The following is an 8,256-nucleotide window of genomic DNA, read 5'->3' on the forward strand; positions in this document are numbered from 1 at the left end:
CTTGAATTTCTCACAAGGGCAGATTTAGAAGCGAACTTCTTCGTCGCCAGCGGCGAGCCGCCCTCGTTGGTGAGGCGTATATAGTCGCCACCTCTTCATACTGTCAACAGCCTTCTCAGATGTTTTTTCGATTTCTCGTGGGCATGTCCACAAGGTCGAAATTTGTGAGTTGGCTTGGCTGAATCTCGACCGGCGATCGGCTGCCAATCCGTTCCTGCCTGGGCTCACGACCAGCCCGGCACCGGATACCCGGCATCGGCCCAAAAATCGCCTGCCCTGCCATGGTGGATGCTAATCGCCACGCCGGCCTGGGCATGGCTTCAGAGCCGCTCTTCCAGCAATTCCGTCGTGATACTCCGGCCACCGTAGAAGATGCCCAAAATCAGCACTCGCTCACCCTCGACGGCAAAAGCAATGCTGACGGCGCGCCGATAGCCGACAATCCGCAGCCCCGGCATGATCTCGATCCGCTCGGTGCCGCGCTGTGGAAAAGTCGATAGGCCCAGGCAATGGTCGCGGATTCCGACAACGAAATTCCACGCAATCGCGGGCGACGCGCGCTCGGCTATGTCATCATAGAGCTGTCCGAGTTCAGCTTCCGCCATAGGATGGAAGACAATTCGATACTCCATCCCCTACTTGGCTTTCCCCTGCTTCGCGCGATGACGCGCCTCAAGCCGGGAAAAAACCGTTTCGGCGGGAACTCCCTTCGCCGGATCTTGCCGAAGCTCGGCCAGGCGCCCCGGGACCTCCTCGCGCAGCCATTTCTCCCGCTCCGCCTCGAAGTCTTCGAGCATGCGTAGACCGGCGCGGACGACCTCGCTGGCATTGTTGTAGCGGCCTGATTCGAGCTGCTTCCTGATGAAGCTCTCATAGTGGTCGTTCAGAGCATAGTTGGGCATGGCAACCTCTGGAAAAAATGTCTGGTTATAGGAACATAGCAATAGATGTCATCTATTGCCAGCATCGGCTGATTCGGTCGATCTCCGCCTCTGATTCGGATCATCCCCGCCGGGCTTGATTCGCCGATTCGGCAGAACCGAGATATCGCCTCGGCCCCGATGACGCCGGCGCGATCGAGCAATCTGGAGCAATCGACAGCTCCCGACGGTCCACTCCCGCCATTCAGGCAGGACGAGGGCACTGAAGCCGGCTGAGAAAGAGGCCCGCCGGCTAAATTCATTTAGCATCTAGTTGTGGTCGCTGCTCCGATTCGGCTTTCGCTGCACGCTTCGGCTCTGGACGAGGCGGAACTCGCCAGCGTCAGCCGAGACCTCGTCTCAGATCCAGGGGGCGAATTGATTGCGACCATCGTTGGCTGCCAAAGCAAAAGGCCCGCTGGCGAGGAGCCAAGCGGGCCTTTTGATTTGGTTGCGGGGACCCGCAACCCCTTTTGTCATGACATCGTCAGACTTTTCATTTTGGTCAGATTTGGCGAACTCGAGGATGCCGAACAACTCGCCGCGTAGTTCGGCATGGACCTCGCCTCGCTTGTCCCCGGGCGTGAGCACGATCTCTCCGATCAGCGAGCGCAACGCGTCGGCGGCCGGACGTCCGTCCTCGTGATCGACGAGCGCTTGCGTGAGTTGCTCGACCCGCTTGCGGTAGAGAGTGGCGATGTTGGGATGCAGGTCGGGCAGGTCAGTGGGCGTCATCTCCAGACGCGCGGTGATCTCAGCCTTCTGCCTCTCCAGGTCTTCCATCCTTGCTTTCATCGAAGGCTGGTACAGGCCATCCTCGATCGCGGCCATGATGCCGGCGATGGCGCGCTCGATCTTGTTGAGTGCCTTGCGCTCCTGTTCGCCCTGCGCGCGACGCTCCTGGTTGAGGCGGTTGGTCTCCTCAGCATAGGCTCTGATCGCCTCGGCCACGGTATCAGGCGAGACGAGCCGTTCCCGCAGACCCGCGAGGACCCGCTCCTCGATCTTCTCGCGGGTGATGGTGCGCCCATTGTCGCAAATGCCCCGGCGCTGGTGGTTGAGGCAGGCATAGCGGTCTCGCGTAAACAGGCCATAGCGGCCCCCGCAGCAGCCGCAGGTGAGCAGGCCGGAAAGGAGGGAGACCGGTCGCCTCATGGTGTGCAGCTTCCTGGCTCGGGCCTTTCGCGTGGCGGTCGCCACCGCCGCGAACTGGCTGGCAATGGATTTCTGTCTCTCCTTCACGGCGAGCCACAATTCCTCCTCGACGATTCTGAGATGCGGCACCTCGGTGCGGATCCATTTGATTGGCGAATTAGCCCGAGAGACGCGCTTGCCGGTGGCGGGATCCTTGATGAAGCGCAGGCGGTTCCAGACCAGCACACCGGTATAGAGCTCGTTGTTGATGATGCCGGTGCCCCGGATGACATGCCCGCGCACGCTGGTATCGCCCCAGTGTCGGCCGAGCGGACCAGGAACGCCCTCCTTGTTGAGGTCGACTGCGATCGCCTTCGGGCTCTTGCCAGCAGCGAACTCGCGAAAGATGCGGCGCACGATGGTCGCTTCCTCCGGCACGATTTCTCGGTCGCCGCGGACGGGCTCGCCTTCGCTATCCAGTTTTTTCACCACCCGGTAGCCGTAGCACAGCCCGCCCCCGGCCTTGCCCTTCTCCACCCTCCCCCGCAGACCGCGATGGGTCTTGAGGGCAAGGTCCTTGAGGAACAGCGCATTCATCGTACCCTTGAGGCCGACATGCAGCTCACTGATCTCACCCTCGGCCAAGGTGACGATGGCAACGCCGGCGAATTTGAGATGCTTGAAGAGGGTCGCGACATCGGCCTGGTCGCGGCTGATGCGATCGAGCGCCTCGGCCAGCACCACCTCGAAGCGGCCGCGCTGGGCGTCGCGTACCAGATGCTGGATGCCCGGCCGCAGCACAGTGCTGGCGCCGGAGATCGCCGCATCCTCAAAGGTTCCCACCACGCTCCAGCCCTCCCGCGCCGCCTGCTCGCGGCACAGCCTCAACTGGTCCTCGATTGACGCATCCCGCTGGCTGTCCGAGGAATACCGGGCATAGAGTGCAACACGGGTCATGGCGGCATATCCTCTCTCTTGTTCCCAAGGGACTTACAATCCGGCTCCCCGCCCTCTTCCCTTTGGCGGCTCGGCCGATTGTCGTTGGCCACCTGCCCCGCCTCGATTGCCTCCCGCGCCAGCTGCCGGCCGATCAGCCGGGCGATATCCAGCACCACCAGATCCAGCTTGGCCGCCACCGTGAGTGCGGGACGCCCCGCGGGGCTGGCGGGGTCGCCGTTGTCGTTCGCCGGAACCAAAGCCTGTGGGCCAGTTCTGGTTTCCTCATCCATCGCGGTCGCTCTCTCAATGGTGATCGACCCGCTATCAGAGTCCTCCGGAAGGCGAAGGAAAGCACCAAGTTCATATCGTAGGGCCATAGCGTGCAATGACTTGCGCTCTGCGGTTTCGTCTCCCAGCTAATCGCCAAGAGAGGCGATAGCGCTCAGTTGAAGGGACACCGGTTGGCCGGGTCTATCGTGCGTTCCAACTGGTTTCGGTGAGAGCACTCGCAGACACTCGAACACCAACCTAAACCGGGGGATTCCTATGTCGTCTCCGCAATGGGCCGCCAGAGCACATCCACGCCATCGCCGTCACGGCGAAATCCCGATACGCCAGCGCTTCCTTCGCATTCCTGATGCCTTCCTTGCGCGCATGAAGCGACGATGGTTGTCGGATCAATGTGATGGTAGCGGGCAAGGTCATCGAGCACCGACCGGATATGACGCCAGGGGAAATCGTCTGTATCTGCCAATGTTCACCGTAGCGCAGGATAACCAAGAGCTTAGCCAATACACCTTCAACGGAGCACGCCGGAGTCAGCGGCAGGTCATCCAGAAGCGCCTGTTCCGCCGCTTCCGATCGCTGTATTAGTTCGTCAGTTCGCGAAAACCCGATCTCGGCATCAGTAGCGTCCCAGCGCGCCTGATGTGCGGCCAGCTCCGAATACGTTCTGACCCATTCCACTTCGTTTTCGGGAGAATAGAGTTCGTCGAGACTCTCGACGGAATGGACCGTCTTTTCCCCGCCGCCGGGAAGCTGCATCTTAGCAGAGGGAAAACCTATCGCTTTAACGAGATATGTCTCCAACTGCTGCTGTTGCCGGCATAGCACCAAGGTCGAGCGGTGAACCCCATGCCAACTGTCACACAACCGAAGAGCTGGATCGTCCTGCCGGCCCTCGCGCGCCCGAGCGCCAAATGGCCACATTCCGGCCACCGCAACAATCTGCGTCATCAGCAGCCGCCGAGTGACGGAAGATAAAGTCGTGCTATGGTCGGAATCAGCCATGATCCGAGCTCCCTGAAGCCTAGGTTGTGGTTAGGCTGCTGGAGGTGGTCTCAGCACCATCAGCAGCCACAGCACGCAGTTTATAATCGTATCAGGGATACGATAGCTCAGCCAGGGCTGTGGATCAACCAAAATCGTATCGGTGTTATGAAATGAATGCAGTCCAATGTAAAATGGCGCGTGTGGCACTTGGCTGGGGAACGAGAGATTTGGCTCGGAATACAGGCGTCTCACCGGATACTGTCGCCCGCTTTGAACGAGGCGAACAACTTAAAGATTCTACTGTGGCAGCACTCCGAATAACTTTTGAAGCTGCGGGGATCGAATTCATCCCAGAGAATGGAGGCGGCCCTGGTGTGCGCTTGGCCAAGCGACCCTAACGACACACCAATCACGCGTGCATTGTTTCGAACCTAGCTAAGTTCGAAGGCTCCTTATGGATACGTGCCTGCTATTTCGGCAAGAGCGTAGTGTTTCGCCAGCCGGCGCCGTGTTCGCCCCCGACACCCAGCGCCGGTTAGGCCCGGCGTTTGCTGGCCTACCCACGCCAGCCTGCCGGGCCGCTCCGTTTCATGGACTCCAGCCCTTGCGCTTGTCCGGTGTGGCCGCGTGGTTGGTGAATTGTAGGTTCCGGTCTTCTCGGCCGGCGCCGCGGCGCTCGTGGCAGAAGATCACCTTGACCAGATCCCAGTGCATCCATGATCCGGGCCTAAGCGCTTGACCAGCTCGGCCACGTTCAGGACGCATTCCGGCGGCATGTCAGGCAGTCCACGGAAGGTCTGTGCCGGCCTCCAGCTTCTTGCCGAGTGTGTCTTCAACGAAGGGGAAATTTCATTGTCATTGGCGATCCGAAAAGGGAGTCGCCGCACCGGGAGGATTAATTCCTCATCGCGGACAGGTTGCCAATAGCGATTTTGGGACCGCCACAGCCCGACTCGCTTATCGAGGTGACTCAGGATTCGTGGCCGGGTGTGTCCCAGAAGCTGGGCTCAAGGGCAAGGTAAGAATGCAGTCTTTTGTTAGCCAGATGCGCGTCGGTGGCCGGTGAACTAGATCAGCTCGATCAAATGCCTGATGAGGTCATCGGGCACGACGGGTTTCACGAGACGCTGAACGCCCGAAAATTCGCTTGGGACAATGGTCCGGTCATACCCGGTGACGAATATGAACGGGATGCCGTGCGCCTTCAATTCGGCCGCGACCGCGAAAGTCGCGGCAGCACCAAGCTTTATGTCAACCGTGGCGCATTCCACGTCCTCGCTGGCGATTTTCCTCGATGCATCTTCAGGATTGCCCACAGGGCCAATTACCCTGCCGCCAGCTTCGGTGATCGCCTCTTCGAGTTCGATCGCGATCAGATACTCGTCCTCGACGACAAGCACTCGGCGTCCTTGCAGTGGCGCTGCCGGCTTGAACTGGCCTGAATTAATGGGAACGACAGAACACAACATCGACGCCCCCCTTTGGGTTGTCGGGTCCTAAAGAAAGCTTACACCTGTTGGGCGGATTTGCGAGTCAATTTGACGAGAACCGAATAGCCCGGCTGCTCAGCAGCATGGCAGAGCGACACGATCGGGCGCCGGGGTATTCAGTAGGCCCGCTATGCCACTAGGCCGGGCCATCCGCAAGCTCACCTTATCGAGTAGGAATGTCCTCCAAATGTTCCCAAGGTGACGTTCGACCTGATCCGGTGCATGCTGAAATGGTGCCGCCGCCGCTAATCGCCAGGCCTCTGCCCCTGCCCCTGCGAGGTGCCCGACCTGCTAGGGATTTTGGGGGGACTTGGCACAGGCCGGGCTCTTACCCGCATCTTGGGGCAGACAAGCATTATGCGCCCTTTTTGCTGCGACTGACATTAACATTTTCTAAGACTTAGCTAATAAAAAGCCCGCCACCGCGAGGACGCTGGTGACGAGCTGATTTTGCCATTTAGCGGCTACACTCCTGAGAGATCGACCGCTTATTTGAATAGCCCTCAACTGCCAAATCGTTCCCAACAGCAAACCAGGATCCCTCGCCTCCGACCCCGCTTTATGCGATAGTGCGCAAGCCGCTTAGAGGGCGGCTGCAATGCCACCCGCAGAACTGGATTTACTCCAGCGGGTGTTTGCTATGTGGCGAGCGGCGGCTAGCTCTAAAGAAAGGGAACAGCGAAACGCCGGCACGGTCGAAGCCGATTTGTTGCGGGCCATCTCTAAGCGAAGAACAGTCTGAAGCGGCCCGTCGTCGTCTTCCACAAACCGACGGGCCGCTCTGGTTCGTGGCCACGGACCTGGGATGTGAGGGGTTGCCACTGTCCTATAAGCGCGACGCGGCAATTTCGGTTCCGAATAATTTTCCGACAAGTCGAAATATATTAGCAGCCGCTTTACCAAGCCGCCGACTGCACCAGAGTCAGCGTTTGGCGCTGTCGCGATCGGTCGCTGCCCGCGCTAGGAACATTTCCGTAACTTGTGACAGGTTGCTCTTCAGCCACTCAGCCATGGCTTCCTCTTCCCGCAGATTCTGCTCGCAGACGCGGACGATCTGGGCTTCGCCCTCTGCGTTCGCAGCAGCGATGAGAATGGTGTAAGAAGCGATTTCCATGTGCTCGAACGTGTAGCTGGCCAAGGACCCCTTCATGACCTCGTCGCCGGCGAACACGCCGCTGAGCGACTGCGCCATCGCGGTCAGCTTCCCGCCCGCGTCCTTGAGCATGGAAGACCCCTCTTCAAGACCGTCAAGGCAGGTCCTCAACCGCTTGGCCTGCTCCCTGGTCTCTTCCAGGTGGATGCGGATTCTATCGCTGAGGTCGGGGTAGCTCTCGATGCGGCTCAATTGGCCCGATAGCATGGTCTCAGCTTGTTCTTCCATGGCGTGAGCATCCCTCAGCCATTGGATCAGCCATTCGCGCGATTCGGACATTGTTTGTCTCCATGATTTGATCGGAGCCAAACGTCTCCTGATGCGGTTTGTTCCTCGAAGGCCGCTGCCGAAGCGAGCCTAGTTCGCTTCCCAAAAATCCTTCAGCGAGGCGTGGCGAAGTTTGTCCTCTCCCTTCAGGAATTTAACTCGGCCGACCAGCCCCGGTTTCAGCCACTCAGCCTTTTCCTTGGCGAGGCCCTTCGGTGAGGGAGCGCCGGTCTTGGCGGCGACCCGGTCCCACAGGGCCTGCCGCTTGTCGGCTTTGAAGGTGACGAAGGCGCCGCCCATGTAGCGGCCCTTGTCCGCCATCAGCACCATCGCCGGCTTTCCGGCCTCCCGCTGTACACCGATAATGTCCATCTCCTTCTCGACGTAGCATTTGGCCTTTAGCCAGTTGGTCGACGGGCCAGGGCGATACTTACTATCCTTCCGCTTCGAAACGACCCCTTCAAGGTCTGCCTGATCCACAAGGAGAAAGACGGCCGCGCCGCTTCCCGGAAGTGCCTCGCTGAACTGGATCCGCTTGTCTGTGGGGATCATAGCCTGCAGCACTTCACGTCGGTCTATCAGTGGCATGTCCCGCAGGTCGTGGCCGTTGACATGCAAGAGATCGAAGGCGACGAAATAGAGGTCGTGCTGGCGCCCGGTGATGGCTTTGCGCAGTTCTCCGAAATCGGAGACGCCTGCGTCGTTCAGCACGATGATTTCTCCATCTATGATCGCGCTCCGGACGTTCAACCCTCTCGCGGTTTCGACCAAGTCCCGATATTTGGCTGTCCAATCAAGGCCGCGTCGGGTGAAGATGCGCACTTCGGCATCATCGATGATGATTTGCGACCGGTAGCCGTCGAATTTCACTTCATGAATCCAGCCGTCGCCCTCGGGTGGCTTGTCTACCAGCGTCGGCATCAAAGGCTCGATGAACTTCAAACGCATCAACGAAACTCGACAGGACCGCGATTCAAGGCACCAAACCCCGATCCGGTTCCGGAACATTTTAGCTAACTTGAATGTTTAAATAACTACCCGGCTCAAAGCGTGGAGACGATGGCGCGAAGTCCGCGAGTTG

At 59.5% G+C, this 8,256-nt stretch carries 9 protein-coding genes; 1 reads left to right on the plus strand and 8 read right to left on the minus strand.

What is annotated here, in order from left to right:
- Positions 1 to 320: 320 nt before the first annotated feature.
- From EN857_RS32930 to EN857_RS32950, 5 genes are all read right to left on the minus strand, one after another.
- Positions 321 to 632, minus strand: a complete 312-nt coding sequence (locus EN857_RS32930) for a type II toxin-antitoxin system RelE/ParE family toxin (protein ID WP_127394356.1) — start codon at positions 630 to 632, stop codon at positions 321 to 323.
- A 3-nt stretch (positions 633 to 635) separates the two neighbouring features.
- On the minus strand, positions 636 to 902 hold the full coding sequence (locus EN857_RS32935) for a type II toxin-antitoxin system ParD family antitoxin (RefSeq protein WP_127394357.1): 267 nt from the start codon (positions 900 to 902) through the stop codon (positions 636 to 638).
- Between the two features lie 378 nt (positions 903 to 1,280).
- Complete coding sequence (locus EN857_RS32940; protein ID WP_135859694.1) at positions 1,281 to 3,011, minus strand: recombinase family protein; 1,731 nt, start codon at positions 3,009 to 3,011, stop codon at positions 1,281 to 1,283.
- Complete coding sequence (locus tag EN857_RS32945; protein ID WP_128347047.1) at positions 3,008 to 3,283, minus strand: hypothetical protein; 276 nt, start codon at positions 3,281 to 3,283, stop codon at positions 3,008 to 3,010. The genes EN857_RS32940 and EN857_RS32945 overlap by 4 nt, the downstream gene beginning before the upstream one ends.
- A gap of 238 nt (positions 3,284 to 3,521) precedes the next feature.
- Positions 3,522 to 4,283: a hypothetical protein gene (locus EN857_RS32950; protein WP_135859695.1), complete on the minus strand. Its 762-nt coding sequence runs from the start codon at positions 4,281 to 4,283 to the stop codon at positions 3,522 to 3,524.
- A 152-nt stretch (positions 4,284 to 4,435) separates the two neighbouring features.
- On the opposite strand from EN857_RS32950, the gene EN857_RS35995 reads away from it, so the two are divergent.
- Positions 4,436 to 4,663, plus strand: a complete 228-nt coding sequence (locus EN857_RS35995) for a helix-turn-helix transcriptional regulator (protein WP_245493544.1) — start codon at positions 4,436 to 4,438, stop codon at positions 4,661 to 4,663.
- Between the two features lie 669 nt (positions 4,664 to 5,332).
- Here the strand turns inward: EN857_RS35995 and EN857_RS32960 are convergent.
- From EN857_RS32960 to EN857_RS32970, 3 genes are all read right to left on the minus strand, one after another.
- The gene (locus tag EN857_RS32960; RefSeq protein WP_187331526.1) at positions 5,333 to 5,665 is read right to left on the minus strand and encodes a response regulator; all 333 of its coding nucleotides are present in this window, start codon (positions 5,663 to 5,665) and stop codon (positions 5,333 to 5,335) included.
- A gap of 1,012 nt (positions 5,666 to 6,677) precedes the next feature.
- Positions 6,678 to 7,187 (minus strand): DUF892 family protein, encoded by a 510-nt coding sequence (locus tag EN857_RS32965; protein WP_127392967.1) that lies wholly within the window; start codon positions 7,185 to 7,187, stop codon positions 6,678 to 6,680.
- A 78-nt stretch (positions 7,188 to 7,265) separates the two neighbouring features.
- A complete protein-coding gene (locus tag EN857_RS32970) occupies positions 7,266 to 8,123 on the minus strand; it encodes an ATP-dependent DNA ligase (protein WP_135859697.1) in 858 nt (285 codons plus the stop codon).
- Positions 8,124 to 8,256: the final 133 nt, after the last annotated feature.

The sequence above is a fragment of the Mesorhizobium sp. M4B.F.Ca.ET.214.01.1.1 genome (assembly GCF_004791545.1).
Classification (GTDB): domain Bacteria; phylum Pseudomonadota; class Alphaproteobacteria; order Rhizobiales; family Rhizobiaceae; genus Mesorhizobium; species Mesorhizobium abyssinicae.